This is a genomic window from Alkalicoccobacillus gibsonii, from assembly GCF_016798245.1.
Classification (GTDB): domain Bacteria; phylum Bacillota; class Bacilli; order Bacillales; family Bacillaceae_D; genus Alkalicoccobacillus; species Alkalicoccobacillus gibsonii.
Genome location: NZ_JAEUZA010000004.1, coordinates 34,593 through 56,703, shown reverse-complemented (window position 1 = coordinate 56,703; position 22,111 = coordinate 34,593). Strand labels below are relative to the sequence as shown.

Below are 22,111 nucleotides of genomic sequence, written 5' to 3'. Positions count from 1 at the left end.
AATCGTGCGCCAATGACGCAAAATCTCTAAACATCAATCTGGTTTCCTAAACCGTTCTCCTAGTACTACCTCAGCTAACCCGGAGCGATATGTTAAATAAGCATAAACAATGGCCCCAGATAATGCACCTACCCCTGATAATACAAAGCTATTAAAGCGATTTTCTAATGGAAAGCTTAAACGAAGTCCCATCGTGATAAACCAAACAACAGCTGCCATGATGAGAGAAAAGCCTAGAAGGATGCACGCTCTTTGAACAATCTTCTGATAAGAAAATGACGTATATTTCCCGATTCCCCATACAGTCACGCCTATAGCTACGATAAATCCAATGTAGGTTGCTAAAATAGCTCCATTTGGTCCCATTGAGACAAGCAACAGATGATTTAATGCAAGCTTAAGAATTAACCCAGAAAGAAGAGCTGTGATCGCAAGCACTTGTCGATTAATTCCTTGAAGAATAGCTGCTGTAACAGAAAAAAGAGAAAATAATAACGTGATTGGACCGTAATATTGTAGTGTTTCTCCTCCAATGGCCAAGTCTTCAATACTAAATAACGCAACAAAGATTGGATCTGATAGTACGGCTAGACCAACAGCTGCTGGCAACGTGATAAATAGGATCAGTTGGAAGGTTTGCGTGATTAGACGTTGAAGTTTAACTTGATCACCTTCTGTATAAGCTCTTGTTATGGTTGGTACAAGTGTAATCGACAATGCCGTTGCTAAAGCCATAGGAATTAATACGATTTTGTGCGCCGATTGCGTCAGTACGCCAACAAAATTCTCGGAAACCTCACCCATTCCGATACGTGCAAGTGCTCCATTAATGGTCATCGTATCAATCAACTGAAATAACGGAATGGCCAAACCTACAATGGAAAGAGGAACAGCATACCATATAAGCTCTTTGTACATTGCTTTTAATGGCAATGGTTTTTTAGAGTGTTTGCTTTGTGCTAGACCTATAATGGTTGTTCGACTTTTAAAGAGATACATAAGAAGCACGGCCAGCCCAGCCAAACCTCCGATAAATGCACCAAAGGTAGCAAAACCTACAGCCAGTCCGATTTCACCATTCCCTACGTTCATAATTAAAAAAGCAGCCGACAAGATAAAACAGATGCGCACAATTTGTTCAATCACTTGAGATACGGCTGTTGGCATCATTTGCCCCGACCCCTGAAAGTACCCTCGGATCATCCCCATAATTGGGACAATTAGCAGAGCAACACTGACCATACGAATTGTAAAGGTAATATCCTCGTAAGAGTTTACACCTGCCTGTTCATTCGGCAAAACGAGAGGCGTGATAACAGGCGCCATAAAAAATAAGAGAAGAAAGGCTAATAAACCGGTTATGCTCATCACAAGTAACCCAGATTTAAACAGTCGGTATCCCGTTTCGTAATCACCCATTGATTGATATTTGGAAACAAACTTAGAAACAGCGAGTGGAAACCCCAACGTTGCTAAGCTGAGAAGTATGGTATAAGGCGTATACCCATACGAATATAACCCTAACCCTGTTTGACCAACTAAAGCAGAGAAGGGAACGACGTAAATAAAGCCTAAAATTTTTGAAGCAAGTGTTGCAGCGGTTAAAACTTTTGTACCGCGCATCAAATTTGAATCGGCCATGTTTTCCTCCTGTACATTCCGAAAAAGATCTAAGTTGAATTGTAGCATAATTTGATTATGCATAATCGTGACGAATCATGTAAAAAAATAAGCTAAAAAGCAAAAGAAAGAGCGAACATTCCAGCTAGTGGAATAATCGCCCATCATTCAAGCTTATCTATTCGGTTATACCATCGTTCCACTTCTACAAGTGTTAGCAGAAAAAATGATTCTTAACCTGCAAATTCATCGGGCTTATAGCCTTTTGATTTAGTATGAACGGCAAACAAGTTACCACCTTGTGGGTCATTCTCGTCATTACTAGAAGCCGTTGTGATATAAAGAGTTTGATAGTCTTCTCCACCAAAGGCACAGGACGTAACGCATTTTGCACCTACTTCAACTCGCTGAATAATTTCTTCGGTATAAGGATTTAATTGAATGACTTGCCAGCCGTTGTACATCGCGACCCAAAGCATTCCGTCTTGATCAATCGTCATACCATCTGGGGAGCCTTCTGATTTCGGAAAGGTATAAACGACTTTTTTTCCATCAATCTCTCCACTTTCCTGATGGTATTGATATGAGACAACCTGTTGTGTTGGTGTATCAATGTAATACATACTACTGTTCTTCGTATCCCATGCTAATCCATTTGAAATCTGGACGCCTTCAATCACTTTCTCACATGAATAGTCTGTATGGAGTCTGTAAAGCGCAGCATCCTTTTCTGAGCCCTCCATAACCATTGTTCCAGCCCATAAGCGTCCAGCCGGGTCACATTTCCCATCATTAAATCGGTGATACGGTACAATCTTTTCAGGGGAAGCAACTTTTTCTAGACGATCCGCATCAAATAAATAGAGACCGTCTGTCATTGCCAATATGTATCCGCCTTTTTTACGCTTCACAACAGCTGTTACCTTTTGGCCAAAGGAAAGCTGAGTATTTTCTTTTTCGTTAGGTGAATAGGTGTTTAACTTACATCCATCAATATCAACCCAGTGAAGAACTTGCTGCTTCTCATCCCAAAAAGGTCCCTCACCAAGCATTGCTTTTGATTTCCAGATGACCTCTGCCTTCACACGATCACTCTCCCAACTAGCTGACTTTTATATAATAGGTTCTAGCTCTTGAGCCATCAAACTCACAAAAGTAAATCCCTTGCCACTGGCCTAGGATTAATTTGCCTTCAGAAACGATGACGGTTTGTGATGAACCAACAGTGCTCGCTTTTAAGTGGGCTGCACTATTGCCTTCAGCGTGTTTATATTGTTGATGCTCCCACGGGTATACTTCTTGGAAGCTCATTAGCATATCTTCTTTAACATCAGGATCTGCATTTTCATTAATCGTAATCCCTGCTGTTGTGTGTGGACAATATATAACAACCTGTCCTTCTTTTATGTTGGAGTCTTTAACAACCGTTTCGACTTCACGTGTAATATCAACCATACTGTCTCTATTAGTGGTCGTTAATCTTTTCTTTTTTAACATGGTAATTTCCCCCTTACACGATCTCCACTTCCTTATTCCCTGTTTTATTTACTTAAAACCCAAATGATACTCAGAATAAGAAAATAATTGGAATCGTTTATGATCCGATGTTAAAAAGGGGAATGTCTCTACACTTTTTCTTCAATACTATTTTTAGCAGCATCCTCCTGTTGAAAGATATGAATGCCAGATGCCTCGAGAATTGAAATGGCTCGTTTCACAGGTAGTTTGCTGAATCCAAATTCATTATGAACACATTCTTCAATCTCATTAGATGTTTTGAACACTCGTTTCTCCGTTGTTCCATCCGGATAGTAGATACGTAATTGATTATTTCGTATGCGCATATTGCAGCTCTTTTTCCAAAGCTGACATCGAAGCTCTGACATATACGTTGCTGTAGGTTGGTGTGACCGCCGAACCATATCCTTTATAAACGAGGGGTCTGTTGGGTTCGTGGAAAATGTCCAGCAATCTTCTGTTAGCTTCCTTTTGATAAACCTTGCGAATTCATAATTCTGTTTACTCAAATGACGAATGTGGATCGTCTCTTGATTGTATGTGAACTCATACATATGATTTTTCTCAATTCGAACTGGAGTAAAAATGGGTGCTGCCACCCCGCAATCAACAAAGATATGTTCTCCATTGAGCGTAACTATGATCGCTAAATGATCCTTACCTAAATGGATGTTATAGCTTGTGAATCCAAGCTCATTTAACAATTGATTTAACATACTATTTAATACATAACACGTTCCACCGAACTGATACTGATTAAATTGTTCGATAAACTCTGCTAATGTTGGAAGTGCATCTACCTGAAATGTATTTTGATCAAAATTTATCACTTTTCCTATGTTCTCAAATGGAAAACAAAACACATGCGCTCGCACAATCTTCGCCAAAAAGGTGTAAGAAGGTTGCTCCTCTTTTAATCCTAGAATATTCAAATACTGCATAACTTCAAGCTTCTGCATGCTAATCCCTCCCACCTTTTTTCATCAATCGAGTATTCTTTGCTTTATACCCAAGAATGAGAGAGATCACACTATTTATGTTAGATAATTTAACCTAAAAAACAAAAAGAGAATGTCTTTTAAAAGAACACTCTCTTTTTCTCAACTAAGTTTATACCGATGCCTGCGTGTCAGCTTGCTTTCTTTGATGCTTCCCGTGCATCTCATGAATGCGTTCAAAGCCTTTGTAGGCGATCCACATGTTTACGTGAATAAAGAAACTAATTCCAACTAAAGGAATTAAACCAGGAAGGTAAATTAAAAAATAGTAAGTCGATAATAGACTAACGAATAGAAACACCATATTAGCTGGGTGCAGAAAACCAATAAAGAGTGCTTTTTTTAGTGTCTTCTTAATCGACATTTGATCGTGAACTAAAACTGGAAAAACATACATCATGAGCATTCCTATTGAAAGACCAATCACAATGAGCGCAACGTGCATAACCGAATGGAACGCACCTTCCCATTGTCTGACAAACATAAAATCAATGTACCAGATAGCAGAGATAACAAATAGAATACCCCCAACTCCATTTGAGAGCAAGAAGGACTGACGGTACTCACGGACAAATGTTTTGAATAAAGGAATGTCTTCTTCTCCTGCAGCCGTTCGTTGTGCTATCGCAAAAACAGCTGTTGTACTAGGCATAAAGCCTAGCACAATTCCACCTAATAAGGTTCCACCCACCCAAAACAGGTTGAGCCAGAAGAAATAGGTGATCCACTTACAGAGATTATAGATTCCAGTAAACAGTCGATTCATTTCCATTGTGATCTCTCCTATCTGATCAATTACACTGAATTCATGTTTTACCCGTTAAGATTTCAATCCACTTGTACTAATACCATCTACAATGTAACGCTGGAAGATGAAGAAGATTAAGAACACCGGTAAAATACTAACGGTTGTCATCGCAAACATTGCGCCCCAGTTTGTCACAGCACTCGGGTCTGAGAACAACTTAAGAGCAAGTGAAACTGGATATTTCTCAGGTGTTACTAGGTAAATTAACGGGCCCATAAAGTCATCCCATCTCCAATAAAATGAGAAGATGGCTGCTGTCATCATTGCCGGCACAACTAGTGGGACAATGATTCGGAAAAAGATGGAGAATGTATTACAGCCATCGATTTTTGCAGCTTGATCCAGCTCAGTTGGAATGGTCCGAATAAATTGCATAATCAAAAAGATGAAGAATGGTACACCAAAGAATGTCGGTAAAATTAATGGCAGGTACGTATCGATCCAGCCAAAACCTGAGAACATCACGTATTGAGGGATCATAACCATTTCATATGGAAGCATTAATGTTAACATCATTAAGACAAACCATAATTTTTTGCCTGTAAATTTTATGCGTGCAAAACCATACGCAATAAATGTTGAGGAAATCACACTTCCAATGGTGGAAATAACAGTGATCACAAATGAGTTTTTAAAGAACGTGGTGAATGTTATTCCACCGAATCCTTGCCAACCCTCTGAAAAGTTATTAAAAGCCCATTCTCTAGGTATTAATGTGTGTGCATCCACAAACACATCCGAACTTTGTTTAAATGAACTCATCACCATCCAGGCCAAAGGATAAAGCATAATAAGCGTAAAGATGATCATTAAAATATGTTGGACAATTTTCTTTATGCGTTTTTTTCGTTTGGTATCCATGTGTTCGTCTCCTTCCTTTGTTAATCGTTATAGTGAACCCACTTATCAGAGCTTTTAAAGATAACAGCTGTAAAGATCGCTATGATAACTAACATGACCCATGCCATCGCGGATGCATAACCCATATCAAAGAATTCAAAGGCACGACGGTACATATACAGTACATATAGGAGTGTACTGTTCATTGGTCCACCATTCGTGACAATAAAACTTGGGGTAAATGCCATAAATCCTTGGATCGTCTGCATGATCGTGTTAAAAAGGATCACTGGCGTTAACAAAGGAATCGTAATCTTAAAGAATTGCTGCCAAGGCTTAGCACCATCTACAGCAGATGCCTCATAAAACGTTTTTGGAATGTTTCGTAACCCAGCAAGGAAAATAAGCATCGATGAACCGAACTGCCATCCATATAAAGCAACAAGTGTCCAAATCGCTGTACCAGGATCACCAAGCCATGAATGAGTCGGTAGTCCGATCGATGCTAACACAGAGTTAAAGGCACCATCGTTACCAAATAACTGTCTCCACATAATGGAGATTCCTATACTTCCTCCTACTACAGACGGAAGGTATAACATTGTTCGATAAAGACCTACAGCTTCGACAATTTTGTTAAGGGCAACCGCTACCATAAGTGCAAATACAAGGCGTATAGGCACCGCAGTACCCGCATATAAAAAGGTTACTTTTAATGACTGTCTCCACGTATCATCTGACGTGAACATTCGTTCATAGTTACCTAGTCCAATCCATTCATATGTTCCACCCATCCCATAGTTCGTGAAGGAAAGATAAAGTGAATAAACAATCGGGTAAAGCGTAAAGGCAATTAATCCAATAATAAATGGCGAAATAAATGCATACCCTGACACTTCTTCATAGCCTGTACGCAATCGTTTAGGTCGTTTAAACGGCTTTTTAAAAGGCGGTTTAACTGGAACTACAGTTTCTTTACCCGTCTGGTTTTGTGCCATAATCTCCACTCCTTACAGATCATTTTCTTTAGCCAAAGAAAGTGATCCCCTTCACATATTCATGATAGGATCACTTCCTCAACATTAATTTCCTAGAATCATTTCAGCTGACTTTCTGAATTCAGCAGCGCCTTCTTCAGGTGTAATTTGTCCATACATCACTCGCTCATCAATTGTATTTAGCTCGTTTAGAATTTCAGATGATTGAGCAGGGAAATTTGTATCAATTGGTGAACTGTTTTCCGTTACTTTATCGATGTAATCATAGATTTTCGTTTCAATTTCGTCTAAGTCGGCACGCATTTGTTCGCGAATTTCATTGTTAATTGGAACACCACGGTCAGATCCGATTGTGTCAAATACTTCTTTCGTATTCGTGAAGAAGTTAATGAATTTAACCGCCTCTTCTTTGTGCTCTGAATTCTCACTTACAGACCAAAGCATCGCTGGTTTTAGATACATCCCTTGTGTTATGTTATCTCCAGGTAACACATTAAGATCAAATGTGTAATCCGCTGCCATTGACATTGTTTTCATTTGGTTGGACCATCTTAAATCAAACGGAGCTTTTTTGTGTACAATCAATTCATCTTCAATCCCTTGAATCTGCTGAATCACGTCGTATCCAGGAGCAACTCCTGCATCTACCATTTCTTTTGCTCTTGTCAGATAGTCTGTAAGAATTTGATCATCGTCATATCCAAGAGCAGTACCATCTTCATTAAACAGGGCAAACCCTTGCTCTCTTAGATAGTATTCGAAAATGTTACCTGCTTCATAAGAGCGAGTCCCATATGTGTCTAGTTCATCATGAACCTTGTAGGCAATTTCCTCGAAATCATCCCATGTCCAATCATCCGTTGGCAGATCTGCTCCAGCTTCCTCCAGCATCTCTGCGTTGTAAACCGCAGTCAGAGCATTGGTACCTGATGGGATTCCCAATAACTGGTCATCTTTCATTCCTGATTGAACAATCGATTCATCTACCTTACTTAAATCAAGTTCCCCACTATCCTTAAATTCATTTAGATCTGCAAGTAACCCTTGACTTGCATATAGGTTTAGGTACTCACCGAAATTTTGTTGCATGATATCCGGAAGGTTATTTCCTGCAGCTTGAGCAGCCATACGCTCAAAGTAGCCATCCCATCCAGTGAACTCCGGCTCAATTTTAATATTTGGATTTTCTTTCTCATACATTTCGATAATCTTAAATGTCATGTCATGACGTTCCTGAGAACCCCACCAAGACATACGCAACTTGATTTGCTCATCACCACTGCCACCACCTTCAGAGTCGGTTGTTTCTCCACCCGTATCTGAAGCCCCTCCACATGCAGCTAAGGCTAATGAAGCCGTTAATACAGAAGCCGTTAAAAACATCCATTTCTTTTTCATCAAGCAACCCCCTTTATATTTTGAAAGCGCTTTCTTAAGCTGTACTAATCGTACACCATCCTTATTTTTCTGGGAATCAAATAATCAGATCTAAAATGTTCAAAAAACAGAGATAACAAATAATGTGTAAAGCGATGATTAAAAATGAGGGTTCACTTCAATAGAATCTATTAACGTTCAACACAAAAAAAAAAAACACTGAAAAGATTCATCAGTGTTTTTTAGTGAATTCCATCTGTTCTTGTAATCTTGTTAGTTCCCTCCTAAAATTCTTTCTGAATCAGCTCTAAACTCAGTTGCTCCTTCTTCAGGAGTAATCTGACCATACATCACTCGCTCATCCACTTGTTCTAACGCGTTGAAGATTTCACTTGCTTCGGAAGGGAAATTCGTATCAATAGGAGAGCTATTTTCGGTAAGGTATTCAATGTAATCAAAAATCTTCGCTTCAACCTCGCTTAGATTCGCCCTCATTGTTTCTCTAATTTCATTATTGATTGGTACTCCACGCTCTGAACCGCTAATGTTGTAGACTTCTTGTTCATTCACGAAATAATCAATAAACTTAACTGCTTCTTCCTTTTGTGTTGAGTTTTCGCTAACTGACCAAAGCATAGAAGGTTTTAAATACATTCCTCGCTCACTGTTCTCACCAGGTAATACATTCAAATCAAATGAGTAATCTCCTGCATTTGAAAGGGCCAGAATTTGATTGGAATGGACAAAGGCGATTGGGGACTTTTTATGAACAATCAGTTCGTCTTCTAGACCTTGAATTTGATTGGTCACATCTAATCCTGGTATAACACCAGCATCCACTAAATCCTTATTAAACGTAAAATAATCTACTAATAACTGATCATCGTCATACCCAAGTGCTGTCCCATCTTGATTAAAAAGGGTATATCCATTCTCTCTAAGGTAGTACTCAAATGTATTACCCGTACCAAGCGAACCTGATCCGTATATGTCGAGTTCAGCGTGTGCTTGCTCTGCAATCTCTTTAAAATCGTCCCATGTCCAATCATTCGTCGGAAGTGCAATACCTGCTTCTTCTAATAGCTGTTTATTGTAAGCAACCGTTAACCCATTTGTCCCCGTCGGAATACCTAGCAGCTTTCCATCTTTTTCACCCATCTGTAAGATGTCATCCTCTACTTGACTAACATCTAAGGTGCCATCCTCAATAAAGGTCGAGAGGTCTGTTAGTAATCCTTGACTAGCATACAAATTTAAATATTCCCCGAAGTTTTGTTGCATGATGTCAGGTAGGTTATTTCCCGCTGCTTGAGCGGCCATTCTCTCGAAGTATCCGTCCCATCCAGTAAATTCAGGCTTAATTGTCACATGTGGATTTTGCTCCTCATATTTTTCAATAATCTCCAAGGTAAGATCATTCCGTGATTGAGATCCCCACCATGACATTCGTAGCGTGACTTCCTCCATCCCATCATCTTTTACTTCACTTGTGGCCTTTTCTTGACAACCGGTGAGGATAAGAGCTATTGCAACCCCTGAAACCATGAATAAACCGTTTGATTTTTTCATCTGTTCGCCTCCTGGCATAATATGAAGTATTTTTAACAGGTTTATGATTATTTTTCAGATGCGCTAAAACAATAGGTCTCTTTATATTCTTTTGGTGTGTAGCCCGTTTGCTTTTTAAAGACTTGACTAAAATAACGTGGATTGTTTCCAAACCCCACTAATTCCGCCACTTCTGCTACTTTACTATTTTCAATCTCACACATTTGTTCAATGGCTTTTTTAATTCGAAGCTTCATTAAATAGTGAGAGAATTTCTCCCCCATTTCTTTTTTAAACAGCTTTCCTAAATAATCTGCATTCATGTAAAAGACGTCAGTTGAAAGCTGTAGTAACGATAATTCTGAATCCCAGTAGGAGGATTCAACATAGTCACAAAGTCTTTGAATGGTCGTACTTATCTGCTTTTTGGTTGATTTGTAATTTTCACTTACGACCTTACTTGTGTTTTGCATCATAAATTCTTCAATTTGACGAAACGTTTGTAACCTTTGAAACTGTGCCACCACTGCAAACAATTCATCCATTAATTCATTTGAAGCCTGACGAATGATAGACATATATAGCTCTAAGCTATGAGCCTTTACAATACCTACATCGTACTTTTTTTCCGCGATATAAGAGAAGTAATGGTTAAGATAATGATTCGTTTCTACCATGTTTCCGCTTCGAATAAAGACCAATAGTTCTTCATGATTAAATTGAAGTTCATCGATACGAAACGGCTGCCGATCGATGAGCCCCGTTGAAATAATTCCTCCTTCCTCTAAATAAAATCGTTCTGCTAGACCTTGTAAGGCTTCTCGGTACAGCTGTCTCAATTCCGTCAAAGTACTTTCCCTCGTTACTGCACTTGTGAACGTCAACTGATAAAAGTGTGTAAAGTGATGTCCCACATCTTCTAAGATTGAGATAAGCTGATCATCAGAACAACTCTCGATTAAAATCACAACCTTTTCTCCAACAGTAGTTGAAAGCCAGACAGATTGAGTTTTCTCTATTTCTGACGTAGCCATTTCTTTTAGGGCATAAAAGTGTTCAAACTCCTCAGATTGAACATAAGAATTGTGGTCATGTATAGACTTATCAACTGTTAAAACAACAAGCTTTAGGAGCTTTGTCAGTTCCTTCGGTTCAAACAGATGCTTGTAATAATCCAATTCTTGCGTCCCAAATGTATTTGTTGTTAAGAATTCCTTTAACACCTGCATTTTTGCTTTTGGTAACATTTCATTCAGCTTTTCTTTCATCTTCCCAATAAAAGCTTCATCTTCCTTCTCCTTATCCAATCGATCAACAATTTGAGTAAGGGCATCCTCAATCTTTGATTCATTCGAAGGCTTTAATAAGTAATGTTTAACTTCATATTCCATAGCTGTTTGCGCATAATCAAACTCATCATGTCCAGAGAGAATGATCCATTTGATGGACGGAAACATCGAATGAGCACGCTTAAGCAATTCGATTCCATTTAATCCAGGCATCTTAATATCTGTAATGACAACATCTGGATTCTTTTCTGTAATTTGCTCCAATGCCTCAATCCCATTACTCGCTTTTCCAACGAGCTCAGTTCCACAACGGTTCCAATCAACGAGTGCTGCTATCCCTTCAAGAATGTTGATTTCGTCGTCTACTAAAAGAACGGAATACACGATGGTTCACTCCCCTACACTAGGAATTTTTACTGTGACAGTCGTACCAACGCCAACCTTACTTTCAATCTGAATACCAAACGGTTCACCAAACATAATGCGAAGTCGCTCCATAATATTTGTAAGACCTATTCCAGAACGCTTTGGCTTCACTGTACCTGCATAAATGGACTCAATGGTTTCCTGACTCATTCCTACTCCATTGTCTTTAACCGTAATATACAGATGCTCCCCACTCACCTTAAAGTAAATATGAATCTGACATTCTCCAATCACTTCTTCTAAGCTATGTTGAATCGCATTTTCAACAATAGGTTGAATGGTCAGCTTAGGAATTTGTAGACTTTTTAAATGGTCTGATTGCTCCATTGAAAAAGTAAGTCTGCTTTTATAACGATAGGATTGGATCACCATATAGTGATGAACAATCGTTAGTTCTTCTTCTAATGTGATTAACGGCTCTTTTTTGCTTATAATCGTCCTCATCATATTTCCGAGCGACTCTGCAATGCTAGAGATGTCCTGTTGTTTGTTCATCTTTGCTAACCAATTGATTGAGTCTAATGTGTTATATAAAAAGTGAGGATTTATTTGAGCTTGTAGCGCTCGATATTCTGTTTCTTTAATAACAAGCTGTTTTGAGTAATTCTCGTCAATTAATGTGTTCATTCGTCCGATCATGGAAACAAAATTGGTATGAAGCTGCCCAATCTCATCTGATGAATGTGTCATATTTTCTTCAATCATTGGCTTCACATTACCAACCTCTACCTGCTTCATTTTTTGTGTTAATTCTTCGAGTGGCTTTGATATGGTACGTGCAAGTTTTCGACTAATTAGTAAGATGATCACTAAAAAAACGATAAATGAAGCAACCATTAATTTGTTAAGCAAACTGGTCTTAGAGGATACATTGTCAAATGGAAGGATATTAACATAGGAGAGATCTGAATGCCTTGATTGCTGATACGTTAAAAAATATTCACTCTCATTCCACTTTTTCACCTGGTAACTCCCTTCGGATAAATCCTCTATTAGCGGATCTGCCCCCTCTGGGAAGTTTTGAGAGAGGATAATCTCTTGATCCTTCATCATGACAAAGCTTTTCTCATCTGATAGATTGAGCGTATCGGAAATAAATTCTTTCATATCAAGTGTAATAAAGACGGACCCGAGAAAAGCTAAGCTTAAGTCGTTGGACTTTCTCATTTCTCTTGTTGAAACGAGAACACCTTGGTCTGATAAAGGCATCCATACATTAGCCCCTTTACCAGCTTTCATTTCTTCTTTCCAACCTTGATCCACTAAATGTCTAATGGGTTCATTCCCTACAATATAATATTCAGCAAATGTATCTTCTATTTGAATGGATGAAATATATCGTTCTTGAGAGTAATACGCATTTAAGCGTTCCATTAAAAAAACCTTCGTGCGATACACATCGTATCCAATATATTCTGAGTTGATGCCTTCCATATAATTTTGAATCACTGGATCCGTTGCAATTTGGAAGGAAATTTGTTCAACTTTACGAAGTTCTTCATCAAGGACAGTTGATGAAATATTTAAGGTGTTTGCTGATTCGTTGTACACTTCTTCTTCATACACAGCTGTAAATACTTGAAAACTTATAATTCCCATCAAACAAAAAAAGACTAATTGTAAGATGGCGATCATAAAAATTTTATGTTTAATACTATGAAGTTGATTAAACCCCCAGTTAATCACGCCACCACCGCTTTCAAAAATAAAATAAAGCGCTTACACATTAAATTATTTTAACAGATTTTCACTTTTATGTGTTGATCTTTTGAAGTTATCGCTTAATTCATCAACTTATCACGACTGCTTTATTATTTCTCTCGGATCTGTGATAGTATAAGAAAAGCAAATGACCTGAATGATAAGGAGATTTTTATGTTTGATGTAATTGTAATAGGAGGAGGACCTTCTGGCTTGATGGCTTCTGTTGCTGCTGCAGAGCACGGAGCCCGTGTTCTTCTAATAGATAAAGGAAATAAATTAGGCCGTAAGCTCGCCATCTCTGGTGGTGGTCGATGTAATGTGACAAACCGAATGGAACGTAAGCAGCTAATAGAGCATATTCCTGGAAACGGGAAGTTTATGCATAGTCCTTTTGCTACCTTTGATAACGAGAATATTATTGAGTTCTTTGAAGGGTTAGGAATCGAGTTAAAAGAAGAAGATCGGGGTCGGATGTTTCCGATTAATGATAAGGCGCAAACCGTTGTTGACACCCTATTGCGTCGGATTCGAGAACTGAATGTAACCATCTGGACAGATTCAGCTGTAAAAACCATTGATTATGAAGATGGACATGTACATGCGGTGAAATTAATGGATGGTCAGGTTCTTGAAACACGTTCGATTATCGTTGCAACAGGTGGCAAATCCGTTCCTCATACTGGTTCAACCGGAGATGGATACCCGTGGGCCAAAAAGGCTGGACACACCATTACTGAACTTTATCCAACAGAGGTACCAATCACATCTATGGACCCATTTATAAAGGGTAAAGTTCTTCAAGGGCTTTCTGTTCGTGAGATTGAGCTCTCTGTGATCAACCCAAAAGGAAAAACGATCAAAACACATGAAGGCGATATGATTTTTACTCATTTTGGAGTATCTGGCCCAGCTGCCCTTCGCTGTAGCCAATACGTGGTCAAAGCGTTAAAGAAATTTGACGTACCAACGATTGAACTGCGTCTTGATTTGTTTCCAGCCAAGTCTAGTGAAGACCTCTTCCAAGAGCTTTGGAAGCTAGTGAAAGCAGAACCGAAAAAGCAACTGAAGAATGTTCTAAAAGGCGTGACACAGGAACGTATGCTAGCGTATTTGTACGAGCTACATTCAATAAACGCTGAAGCAACATGCGCTAACATTTCTCATGAAATTTTGCGCCAGCTTGCGAATACGATGAAACAATTCTCTATCCAAGCGACGGGTACACTTTCCATTGAAAAAGCCTTTGTCACCGGTGGTGGTGTGTCAGTTAAAGAGATTGAGCCAAAAACGATGCATTCCAGAAAAGCTGAAGGTCTTTACTTCTGCGGAGAAGTACTTGATATTCACGGTTATACAGGTGGATACAACATCACCTGCGCCTTTTCAACAGGCTACACAGCAGGAAAATCAGCTGCTGAACGAGAGTAAAATATTTTGGTCAATAACATAAGATTCAATTAGAAAAAGGTGGATGATTCGCTTGAATCATCCACCTTTCTTATGGTTTAACAAATCGAGCGGAAGGAGAACCCGAGACTCCTACGGAACAGAACGCGGTGAAGACACTGTAGCGGCGATTTTTCCGCGAAAGGGGCTGAGGCCGTTCCCGTGGAAAGAGAAGGATTCTCCTGTAGCGGATATGTTGCTATGTTCGTGTTTAATGATCTCTCCGCTTTTCTATTACCCTACAACAATATTGACTAACTTCCCTGGTACAGCAATGACTTTTCGAATTTGCTTGTCAGCAATCGCCTGTTCAACAGTCTCATCCGCACGGGCAAGCTCTTCCATTTGCTCACGTGTTGCATCTGCTGGAATAACAAGCTTCGTTTTAAGCTTCCCATTCACTTGAACAACGATTTCAATCTCATTCTCCACTAGCTTCGATTCATCAAATGTCGGCCATGCTTCATACGTAATCGTTTCGGTGTGACCTAGCTTCGACCAAAGCTCCTCAGCTAAGTGAGGCGCAATTGGAGAAAGGATTATTACGAAACCTTCCATTTGATCCTTTGGTAAGACTTCTTGTTTATAAGCCTCATTGATGTAAACCATCATTTGTGAGATTCCTACGTTAAAGCGTAGCTCTGTAAAGTCCTCTGTCACCTTTTTAATTGTTTGATGGTACACACGTGTTAATGTTTCGGATCCTTCTGCCTCTCGAATCACTGGACTTAAATCTCCAGATACTTCTTCAATGAACAATCTCCAGATGCGTTCAAGGAAACGACGTGAGCCATCCAATCCATTTGTCGACCAAGCAATGGTTCCATCAAGTGGCCCCATAAACATTTCATATAAACGCAATGTATCAGCACCATGTGATTTGATGACATCATCCGGATTTACAACATTTCCTTTTGACTTACTCATCTTCTCATTGTTTTCACCCAAGATCATGCCTTGGTTATATAAACGCTGGAACGGTTCTTTTGTAGGAACCACACCGATATCATACAAGAATTTATGCCAGAAACGCGCATACAATAAGTGAAGAACGGCATGCTCTTGACCACCAATGTACATATCAACTGGCAACCATTCCTTTAAGATCTCAGGATCAGCTAGTGCCTCAGAGTTATCTGGATCAAGGTAACGAAGGTAATACCAGCAGCTGCCTGCCCATTGTGGCATCGTATTCGTTTCTCTACGGCCCCTCATTCCAGTCTTAGGATCTGTTACCTCTAACCACTCAGTTGCGTTAGCAAGTGGTGACTCACCCGCTCCAGACGGCTTAATTTCTTCCATTTCAGGTAGAACAAGAGGAAGCTGATCTTCAGGAACGGTCGTAGACGTACCATCTTCCCAATGAATGATTGGAATCGGTTCTCCCCAGTAACGTTGACGGCTAAATAACCAGTCACGTAGACGATATGTGACCTTTTTTGTTCCTACTTCTTTTTCTTCAAGCCAAGCGATCGCTTTTTGAATGGCCTCTTCTTTTCCTAACCCGTCTAGGAAATCAGAGTTTACATGCTCTCCGTCACCTGTATACGCTTCTGCATCAATGTTTCCGCCTGCAACAACTTCACGAATCGGAAGAGAAAAAGCAGTAGCAAATTCATAGTCACGTTCATCATGAGCAGGTACAGCCATAATTGCTCCTGTTCCGTAGCTTACTAATACATAGTCAGCAATCCAAACAGGAATCTTTTCTCCGTTGATTGGGTTAATGGCATATGCTCCTGTAAATGCGCCTGATTTCTCTTTAGAAAGCTCCGTACGCTCAAGATCACTTTTCGTTGCCACTTTCTTTTGATACGCTTCAATCTCGTCCCTTTGATCATCTGTGGTGATCGTTGCTACCAGCTTATGCTCTGGTGCCAAGACCATATAGGTTGCACCAAATAATGTATCTGGACGTGTGGTAAACACAGAAATCACATCATCAAAGCCATCAATCGCAAAATCAACCTCAGCCCCTTCAGAACGACCAATCCAGTTACGCTGCATGTCTTTTAAGTTTTCTGGCCAATCAAGATCATTTAAATCTTCAAGTAAGCGATCCGCATAATTTGTGATACGTAGTACCCACTGTCTCATCGGACGACGCTCTACTGGGTATCCCCCGCGCTCACTCACTCCATCTACAATCTCTTCATTCGCAAGGACTGTACCGAGTGCCGGGCACCAGTTAACTGCGACTTCATCAACATATGCTAGACCTTTTTCATATAATTTGATGAAGATCCATTGTGTCCATTTATAGTAATTAGGATCCGTTGTATCAACTTCACGATCCCAGTCATAAGAGAAGCCTAGCTCCTTAATTTGTCTGCGGAACGTGTTAATGTTCAACTGAGTGAATGCAGCTGGTGCATTTCCTGTATCAATCGCATATTGCTCAGCGGGAAGACCAAATGCATCCCAACCCATTGGATGCATGACTTCGTATCCCTGCATCCGTTTCATTCTAGATAAAATATCTGTCGCAGTCATTCCCTCTGGGTGACCAACATGAAGTCCCGCACCTGATGGATAAGGGAACATATCTAACGCGTAGTATTTTGGCTTATCGCTTTTCGTGTTTGTTTGGAATGTTTTATTTTCTTCCCAATGTGCTTGCCACTTTGGTTCAATCTTATTATGTGAAAAAGACATCGTACTTCCTCCTGTAATAGTTTATGGTCCAGTCCGTTGTAAACATGAGTCCGTTTGCATCAGCACAAAAAACTCCCGTCCCTAATAACATCTTGCATTATCAGGGACGAGAGTTAGCATATATGCTTATCCCGCGGTACCACCCAGATTAACAGAGACTATTCTCTGTTCACTCTTTACACAAATAACGGTCGTGACCCGTTGAAGGCTACTACTTTTCACCCTCAAGACTCGGAGGCGAGTTCAATGGATCTGTTCGTTTGGCTTGCACCTTCCGCCAACTCTCTGAAATCCCAGATATCATCTACTAGTCCTCGTTAACATCAACATCTCGTATGAACTTATTAGTATTGTATGAAGTTGTACCCGCTCTGTCAAGCGACCGCTCAGAATGTTTACAATTTGTGTGCCTGTCTCGTTTGTCCTAATTGCTTTTTCAAAGGTTTGTCATAGAAGACAAGAAACGGTATAGATAAGATCAGCATGCCACCTAATACGTAAAATAATACATAAATTGAATACATATCGACGATAAACCCTCCGAAAACGGGACCTATCATACGCCCCACCATAGCTACACTGTTAACAAGCCCCTGATAAAAGCCTTCTCTTCCTTTTGGAGCTAACTCACTTGCAACCGTTGGAACTGCTGGCCAAATGAACATTTCTCCGATTGTTAGGATAATCATTGCGACCATGAAGATCGAAAACTGTTCTGCTTGTGTTAACACAAGGAAAGATAGTGCAAATAAAAGGACTCCTACGATCATTTGCGCTTTGAGTTTTTGAATCCATTTACGAATGACCCAAGCAAGCATAGGCTGGGCACAAACAATCATGAGTCCGTTCACTGTCCAAAACAAACTATATGAACCAAGTGATATTCCAAGATTTTGGGTGTGCACAGAAACGTTTGCCTGCCACTGCGTATATCCCATCCAACAAATTACAAATGCAATACTAATTAAAATAAGTGCATGAATCCGGTAATGTACACGAAACGGAATCTTTTCTCGTATTTCTTTACCTTGAGTCATAGCTCCCCGTGCTTCAAGACCTCGAAAGGCGAAAATGACAAAGATAAATAAGACCACATGCATAAGCGCATTTGCCCGAAACACGTTTGTTAATTCATTTTGCGCAATGATTCCAATTAATGCAGTCCCGAGCGCCACTCCAACATTCAAAGAGACATACATGGCGTTAAAGGGACGACGACCACCTTCTGGCCAAAGCAATCCTGCTAATGCATATAGAGTAGGAATCATCATCCCAGACCCAAACCCAATCCCCATTAATAAAAACATGTAATAGTAAAAGCTGTATTGAAACGCCAGTAAACAAGCACTACCTGTAGCAATGCTTAGTGCAATAATTAATGTACGATAGGAACCAATCCCATCAAACAATCTCCCACCAACCAGATTTCCACATGCCCCTGCTGCAGAGTTTAATAGTAAGATAAAACCAGCAACCGTCAAAGACTTTCCTAACTCCTCGTGAATAATAATGGCATTCAAAGGCCACATAAACGAAGCACCCGTAATACTCATGGTCATCGTAATCAATAAAATCCAAATTGATTTTGGCAAAGCATTCTACTCTCCTTAATCGCAAACTCCAATCGTAATCCTATGGCAACTAAATAAGAAAAGCAATTTATTTCTCTTTAAAACTGAACGCTACTTTTAAATTCATTGGCTCTTACGAATTTCACGTGATAAAATGGAGGATAAAAATAAGCATAAATGATCTCAACTTGTTTTACAGGAAGGTAGATTTGATGAATTCAACAACCGATTCGATTCCTAGTCACTTTATAGATAAACGGTATTATACTTGGAGTGCTCATCTCCGTGACCACTTTGGAACCAAAGTGTTTAAAGTTCCACTCGACGCAGGGTTTGACTGCCCAAACCGTGATGGACAGGTTGCTCATGGCGGATGTACATTCTGTAGTGTTCGAGGATCAGGAGATTTCGCAGGGGACCGTAGTGATGATTTAGTCACCCAGTTTCACACAATTAAAGAGCGGATGCACAAGAAGTGGAAAACAGGGAAATATATTGGCTATTTCCAAGCCTACACAAATACATATGCACCTGTTGAAACATTAAGAAATTATTACGAGATTATCCTAAAACAAGAAGGTGTCGTTGGACTTTCGATTGCAACGAGACCTGATTGCTTGCCTGATGATGTTGTAGAATATTTAGCAGAATTAAATCAACGTACGTATCTATGGGTAGAGCTCGGGCTACAGACCGTTCACGAGCGTACAGCGAACATTATTAATCGTGCTCACGATTATGAGTGCTATAAAGAAGGCGTTGCAAAACTTCGAAAGCACGGCATTCGAGTATGCTCTCACATTATTAACGGATTGCCTTTAGAAACACCTGAAATGATGCTTGAAACCGCAAAAGAAGTAGCTAAGCTTGATGTTCAAGGGATTAAAATTCACCTGCTCCATCTATTAAAGAAAACAGGCATGGTCAAGCAATACGAAAAAGGGCTTGTTGACTTAATGAACATGGATGAGTATGTGAAGTTAGTTGCCGACCAATTAGAAGTCATCCCTAAAGAGATGATTGTTCACAGATTAACTGGGGACGGACCTCCCGAACTTCTAATCGGTCCAATGTGGAGTATGAACAAATGGGATGTTCTAAATAGCATTGAAAAAGAATTAAAAGATCGCGGGACTTGGCAGGGATTTCACTATAAGACGGAGGCTCCTATTAAATGAAACTAAAAGGTATCCTCCCCTTTGCCAGAATCTTATTAGAACAAGCATTAAAACCTGGAGATACAGCAGTGGATGCCACGGCTGGTAATGGTCATGATAGCTGTTATTTAGCGGGACTTGTAGGTACAACCGGTCATGTGTATAGCTTTGATGTTCAAGAACAAGCGATCGAGTCCAGTCGTGAGCGATTACGCAGTCAAGATCTACTCGATCGTGTTTCTCTTCATCAAACAGGTCATGAACATGCTGTTGATCACATACAGCCTGCACATGTTTCATCATTAAAAGCAGCCATTTTTAATCTTGGGTACCTCCCTGGAGGAGACAAACAGATTACCACTCAAGCTCAAACAACTATTAAGGCCATTACTCAATTGTTTGAGGTTATGCCCTCTGAAGCTGTTATTGTCCTTGTCATATACCACGGTCATCCTGAAGGTGCCGTTGAAAAAGATGACGTTTTACACTTTGTTGAACAGCTTCCACAAGACAAAGCGCATGTTTTGCGGTATGGTTTTATTAATCAAAAAAATGCTCCACCTTTTATTGTTGCAATTGAGAAACGCTAACTATACTGAAAGGCAGTGAAGATACGTGTCCATTTTAGATAACATTCTTGAATTTAACCAGCAATTCGTCGAAGAAAAAGAGTATGAAAACTATCAAACCACAAAGTTCCCTAACAAAAAAATAGTGATCCTTACATGTATGGATGCACGTTTAGCCGAGCTGCTTCCTCGTTCCATGAACGTAGGACAAGGTGATGCCAAAATTATTCGAAATGCGGGTGCCGTTATTTCTCATCCGTTCGGAAGTATTATGAGAAGTATTTTACTTGCCGTATATGAGCTTCAAGCAGAAGAAGTGATGATTATTGGTCACCACATGTGTGGAATGGCAGGGCTTGAATCTGAGAGCTTTCTAAAAAAAGCTGAAGAACGCGGCGTTGATCTTAAAACAATCGACACACTTGATTATGCAGGCGTAGACATTAAACAATTCTTAACAGGGTTTGGTAATGTTGAAGAGAGTGTCAGCCATAGCGTAAACATTGTTGAAAACCACCCGCTAATGCCAAAAGAAGTCCCTGTTCACGGTCTCGTTATTCATCCTGAAACAGGTAAGCTTGAACTACTAAAACGTGGTGAAGCTAGATAAATAGTTAACCCCCTCCATCATCGGGTGGAGGGGGTTAACTATTTTTTAAGTAGATTCTGTTTTATTTTTATTGTTTCACTTCCCTTCCGAACGTTTCACTTCTTTCCACACAAAAAAGCAGACATAACCATGCCTGCTACTTAAGGAAACATTAAATTCACAAAGCTCACAGCATGACGGAACACTTCGTCTCGCTCTGGCTCGTTAAAGATTTCATGATATAACCCATCCCATTCTTTGTAGCTCTTATGGGTAAGGACTAGATGGTTAAACCATTCTTGTGTCGATTGCTTATCTACAAGAAAATCCTCGCCTGCCTGAAGCACAAGCAAAGGGATATTCGGGAATTTCTCTGGATATCTTCTTGTAAGTCGCATCGTTTTCTCAAGCTCTTGATACCATCTTGCTGACACTTTACTTACCTTTAATGGGTCGGTTAAATAGGCTTCAACCACTTCTTGATTCCGGGTTGCTCGATCAGAGCGAATCCCTGAGTTTACACTAAAGGTCGGTGCCACATGCTGCAGCACTTTTGAAGCTGCCTTTTTCACTTTTGGTAGTGGATGACTCAAGTCCAAGCATGGAGAAGATAAGATCACACCATAAATAAAAGAGTTATCTCGTTCCATTACGGTACGAATGGAGATTAAGCCTCCCATACTATGTCCTAAAAGAAGGATCGGAAGTCTTTTTTCTCTTGCTGCATCTAGCCATTCCTCAACAGCATCTAAGTATTGTTGGAAGGATTGAATGTGACCGCGTCGGCCTCTTGTTTTACCTTGACCAGGTAGGTCACCCATAATCACATCAAAGCCATGTTCGTTCCACTTTTTTGCTAACCATTCATAACGCCCGTGATGTTCACCTGCGCCATGAACCATCACAACGACACCCCTAGGCTCAGATACTTCCCATTTCCACATACTCATCAGCTCCTTGCTACCACATATGTCCTTATTGATTTTTACCTTCGTATC

Annotated in this window: 18 protein-coding genes and 1 other annotated feature; of the genes, 4 read left to right on the top strand and 14 right to left on the bottom strand. The window is 39.9% G+C overall.

Translation table 11 applies throughout. The features are described from left to right. Positions 1-33: 33 nt before the first annotated feature. The 11 genes from JNO66_RS15355 to JNO66_RS15305 all read right to left on the bottom strand — a co-directional run bounded on the left by JNO66_RS15355 (position 34) and on the right by JNO66_RS15305 (position 13,057). A complete protein-coding gene (locus tag JNO66_RS15355) occupies positions 34-1,641 on the bottom strand; it encodes a putative polysaccharide biosynthesis protein (protein WP_203089469.1) in 1,608 nt (535 codons plus the stop codon). 212 nt (positions 1,642-1,853) lie between these two features. Beyond that, positions 1,854-2,705, bottom strand: coding sequence for an SMP-30/gluconolactonase/LRE family protein (locus JNO66_RS15350; protein WP_273753562.1), 852 nt, complete (start codon positions 2,703-2,705; stop codon positions 1,854-1,856). 16 nt (positions 2,706-2,721) lie between these two features. Then, a complete protein-coding gene (locus tag JNO66_RS15345; RefSeq protein WP_203089467.1) occupies positions 2,722-3,117 on the bottom strand; it encodes a secondary thiamine-phosphate synthase enzyme YjbQ in 396 nt (131 codons plus the stop codon). A 128-nt stretch (positions 3,118-3,245) separates the two neighbouring features. Further along, positions 3,246-4,097: an arylamine N-acetyltransferase gene (locus JNO66_RS15340; protein ID WP_203089466.1), complete on the bottom strand. Its 852-nt coding sequence runs from the start codon at positions 4,095-4,097 to the stop codon at positions 3,246-3,248. A 151-nt stretch (positions 4,098-4,248) separates the two neighbouring features. After that, the gene (locus tag JNO66_RS15335; RefSeq protein WP_203089465.1) at positions 4,249-4,908 is read right to left on the bottom strand and encodes a YesL family protein; all 660 of its coding nucleotides are present in this window, start codon (positions 4,906-4,908) and stop codon (positions 4,249-4,251) included. Positions 4,909-4,956: 48 nt separating this feature from the next. Then, a complete protein-coding gene (locus JNO66_RS15330; RefSeq protein WP_203089464.1) occupies positions 4,957-5,805 on the bottom strand; it encodes a carbohydrate ABC transporter permease in 849 nt (282 codons plus the stop codon). A 20-nt stretch (positions 5,806-5,825) separates the two neighbouring features. Beyond that, on the bottom strand, positions 5,826-6,782 hold the full coding sequence (locus JNO66_RS15325) for a carbohydrate ABC transporter permease (protein WP_203089463.1): 957 nt from the start codon (positions 6,780-6,782) through the stop codon (positions 5,826-5,828). Positions 6,783-6,866: 84 nt separating this feature from the next. After that, the gene (locus JNO66_RS15320; RefSeq protein WP_203089462.1) at positions 6,867-8,180 is read right to left on the bottom strand and encodes an ABC transporter substrate-binding protein; all 1,314 of its coding nucleotides are present in this window, start codon (positions 8,178-8,180) and stop codon (positions 6,867-6,869) included. Between the two features lie 252 nt (positions 8,181-8,432). Beyond that, positions 8,433-9,728 (bottom strand): ABC transporter substrate-binding protein, encoded by a 1,296-nt coding sequence (locus JNO66_RS15315; protein WP_203089461.1) that lies wholly within the window; start codon positions 9,726-9,728, stop codon positions 8,433-8,435. Between the two features lie 47 nt (positions 9,729-9,775). Continuing rightward, positions 9,776-11,380: a response regulator transcription factor gene (locus JNO66_RS20930; RefSeq protein WP_203089460.1), complete on the bottom strand. Its 1,605-nt coding sequence runs from the start codon at positions 11,378-11,380 to the stop codon at positions 9,776-9,778. 6 nt (positions 11,381-11,386) lie between these two features. Further along, positions 11,387-13,057, bottom strand: coding sequence for a sensor histidine kinase (locus JNO66_RS15305; protein ID WP_210340906.1), 1,671 nt, complete (start codon positions 13,055-13,057; stop codon positions 11,387-11,389). Positions 13,058-13,297: 240 nt separating this feature from the next. Here JNO66_RS15305 and JNO66_RS15300 point away from each other — a divergent pair, with 240 nt between their 5' ends. Then, on the top strand, positions 13,298-14,554 hold the full coding sequence (locus tag JNO66_RS15300; protein WP_203089456.1) for a BaiN/RdsA family NAD(P)/FAD-dependent oxidoreductase: 1,257 nt from the start codon (positions 13,298-13,300) through the stop codon (positions 14,552-14,554). A gap of 252 nt (positions 14,555-14,806) precedes the next feature. Here the strand turns inward: JNO66_RS15300 and leuS are convergent, their stop codons facing one another. Continuing rightward, positions 14,807-17,227, bottom strand: a complete 2,421-nt coding sequence (gene leuS / locus JNO66_RS15295) for a leucine--tRNA ligase (RefSeq protein WP_203089454.1) — start codon at positions 17,225-17,227, stop codon at positions 14,807-14,809. Between the two features lie 99 nt (positions 17,228-17,326). Next, positions 17,327-17,557, bottom strand: a binding site (T-box leader). A 65-nt stretch (positions 17,558-17,622) separates the two neighbouring features. After that, entirely contained in the window at positions 17,623-18,819 is a 1,197-nt protein-coding gene (locus tag JNO66_RS15290) for an MDR family MFS transporter (protein ID WP_203089446.1), read from the bottom strand. Positions 18,820-19,010: 191 nt separating this feature from the next. Between JNO66_RS15290 and JNO66_RS15285 the strand changes: the two genes are divergently transcribed. From JNO66_RS15285 to JNO66_RS15275, 3 genes are read left to right on the top strand one after another with little or no spacing between them, the layout of a single operon-like run. Further along, on the top strand, positions 19,011-19,976 hold the full coding sequence (locus tag JNO66_RS15285; RefSeq protein ID WP_203089444.1) for a TIGR01212 family radical SAM protein: 966 nt from the start codon (positions 19,011-19,013) through the stop codon (positions 19,974-19,976). Continuing rightward, positions 19,973-20,545, top strand: coding sequence for a class I SAM-dependent methyltransferase (locus tag JNO66_RS15280; protein WP_203089442.1), 573 nt, complete (start codon positions 19,973-19,975; stop codon positions 20,543-20,545). The genes JNO66_RS15285 and JNO66_RS15280 overlap by 4 nt, the downstream gene beginning before the upstream one ends. 25 nt (positions 20,546-20,570) lie before the next feature. Beyond that, a complete protein-coding gene (locus JNO66_RS15275; protein ID WP_203089440.1) occupies positions 20,571-21,134 on the top strand; it encodes a beta-class carbonic anhydrase in 564 nt (187 codons plus the stop codon). Between the two features lie 140 nt (positions 21,135-21,274). Here the strand turns inward: JNO66_RS15275 and JNO66_RS15270 are convergent, their stop codons facing one another. After that, the gene (locus tag JNO66_RS15270; RefSeq protein WP_203089439.1) at positions 21,275-22,057 is read right to left on the bottom strand and encodes an alpha/beta hydrolase; all 783 of its coding nucleotides are present in this window, start codon (positions 22,055-22,057) and stop codon (positions 21,275-21,277) included. Positions 22,058-22,111 lie beyond the last annotated feature (54 nt).